General features: G+C 66.0%; 2 protein-coding genes and 1 pseudogene. All 3 read right to left on the reverse strand.

Translation table 11 applies throughout. The features are described from left to right. Window positions 1-181 (reverse strand): annotated as a pseudogene (locus I5W_RS24510) (cytochrome b); the annotation flags it as partial. Window positions 182-260: 79 nt separating this feature from the next. Then, window positions 261-1,616, reverse strand: a complete 1,356-nt coding sequence (locus I5W_RS24515; protein WP_044531211.1) for a sensor histidine kinase — start codon at window positions 1,614-1,616, stop codon at window positions 261-263. Then, entirely contained in the window at window positions 1,613-2,227 is a 615-nt protein-coding gene (locus I5W_RS24520) for a response regulator (protein WP_044531212.1), read from the reverse strand. The genes I5W_RS24515 and I5W_RS24520 overlap by 4 nt, the downstream gene beginning before the upstream one ends. Window positions 2,228-2,234 lie beyond the last annotated feature (7 nt).

Genomic DNA, 2,234 nt, shown 5'->3' on the forward strand with positions numbered 1-2,234 from the left:
ATTGGCGGCGTGATGTGTCCGTGCGCAGCAGGTCGCGCAGTGGGTCACCCTTCGGTATAGGGTCGCGGTATTCGATGGTGGCCAGCGCCACCACGATGAGCAGGAACATGACCCAGTGCAGGATCACGGAATAGGGGTGATAGCGGGTGGGTTGCTGGAGGGGATTGTTGATATTGTTCATTCGGATTCCTAGATGCACATCGGTAGCGAGATGGTAAACCCTGAAACTTAGTCCAAGATTAGCTTGCCTCAAAAAAACTTCACTTCGGCGCCGGAATATCCAACACCACCCGCAAACCGCGCTGCGCCACTGGATCGGCCATCTCCAGCCCAATGGTGATGCCCAGCCGCTGGGCCAGCGATTGCGCAATGGCCAGGCCCAGCCCGGAACCGGGCGCGGCGGATGGATTGAGCCGGTAGAAGGGCTCGAACACGCGCTCGCGCTCGGCGGCCGGGATGCCGGGGCCGTTGTCGGTGAGCTCCAGTCTTGCCATGCCAGGCCGGACCTGGGCGCCCGTCACCAGCGCCAGGCTGATGCAGCCGCCCGCCGGGGTGTAGCGGATGGCGTTGTCGATCAGGTTGCTTAACAGTAATTGCAGGTCCGCCAGACTGGTGTCCACCTCGGCGTCCAGGCTACTGTCGACGCCCAGGTCGATGTTCTTGTGCTGGGCCAAGGGCAACAAGTCTTCCAGCACCGGTCGCACCGCTTGGCGCAAGGCGAAGCGGCTGCGCGCCACTGGCTCGGTCACCCCTTGGGACTGGGCTCGCGCCAGGGCCAGCAATTGCGTCACCAGCGCCTTGCTGCGCTCGATACCGCTGCCCAGGCGTTGCAGACGTTCGCGGGCGGTGTCGGACAGCTCGCTGTGTTGCAGCCGTTCCGCCTGCAAGGACAGGGCCGTGAGCGGCGTGCGCAATTCATGGGCGGCATCGGCCACGAAGCGGCGCTGGGTGGTCATGGCGTTCTGCACGCGGGTCAGCAGGCGGTTGATGGCTTCCACGAAGGGGGCGATTTCCGTGGGCAGGGCGGCCGTGGCAATGGGGGCGAGCTGGTCGTCGCGGCGCTGGTCGATTTCCTGGCGCAGGCTAGACAGCGGGGCGAACAGCTTGCGCACGATGCGGCGCAGCGCCAGCAGCAGTACCGGCACCAGGATCAGCAGCGGGAACAGCGCGCGCCAGGCGCTTTGGTAGGCGATGCTATTGCGCGCGTCGGTTTCCTGCGCGAGCACGATGCGCCGGCCCGAGGGCAGCGGCTGGACGTAGACGCGGAAATCCTCGTGCACCATGAAGACGGTCTGGAAGCCATCCTTCAGCCCGGCCGGCAGCGGCAGTTCGTCCTTGACCCCGACCGTATCGGCATCGGTGTCTGGCCTGGGCAACCATTGCACGCTGATGCGCGATTCGTGATCGCTGCCCGGATAGCTGCCCACCGCGCCCTCGGCTGGCAAGCTGCCGCCGACGCGGGCCAGCAGTGCGCCGACCTGCATGAGCAGGTCGTCCTGCACCCGGATGGACTCGCGGTAGGCACTGATGAAACCGAAGCCACCAGCCCCCACGGCCACCAGCAGGATGGCCAGCGTCAGCGCCAGCGACAGGCGCGCCTGCAGGGAGCGCCTCATGCGTGGCCGGTGTTGCGTGCGACCATCCATCCCATGCCCCTGACGTTCTTGATGGCGTCGCGGTCCAGTTTCTTGCGCAGTGAATGGATCAGGAATTCCACCGCATTGCTTTCCACTTCCTCGCCCCAGCCATAGATGCGTTCTTCCAGTTCGGTGCGCGAGAGGATGGCGCCGGGACGACGCATGAGGGCCTGCAACAGCGCGAATTCACGGGCCGACAACGCCACCGGCGGCTGTTGCTGCCAGCACGCGGTCTTGGCGGCCACATCCAGCGCCAGTTGGCCGTTGTCCAGGACATCGGTGGCCGCGCCCGACTTGCGCCGCATCACCGCGCGCAGACGCGCCAGCAGTTCGCCCATGGCGAAGGGCTTGAGCAGGTAATCGTCGGCACCGGTATCGAGCCCGGCGATGCGGTCCTGCACACCGTCGCGGGCGGTGATGATGAGCACCGGGATGGTCGAGTGACTGCGCAACTGGCGCAATACCGAGAGCCCATCGGCGCCGGGCAGGCCCAGGTCCAGCAGCACGGCCTCGTAATCCTGCTGCGCCAGCGCGGCCAGCGCACTGGCGCCGTCGCTGAACCAGTCGGCGGCATATGAAGCGTCCTTCAGGCGCTAC

It is taken from the genome of Herbaspirillum sp. B65 (assembly GCF_000333555.1).
GTDB classification, from domain to species: Bacteria; Pseudomonadota; Gammaproteobacteria; order Burkholderiales; family Burkholderiaceae_D; genus Herbaspirillum; species Herbaspirillum rubrisubalbicans.

Excerpts from the sequence above, each read along its gene's own strand:
- I5W_RS24515 (WP_044531211.1), bottom strand. The coding sequence starts at position 1,616 with ATGAGGCGCTCCCTGCAGGCGCGCCTGTCGCTGGCGCTGACGCTGGCC.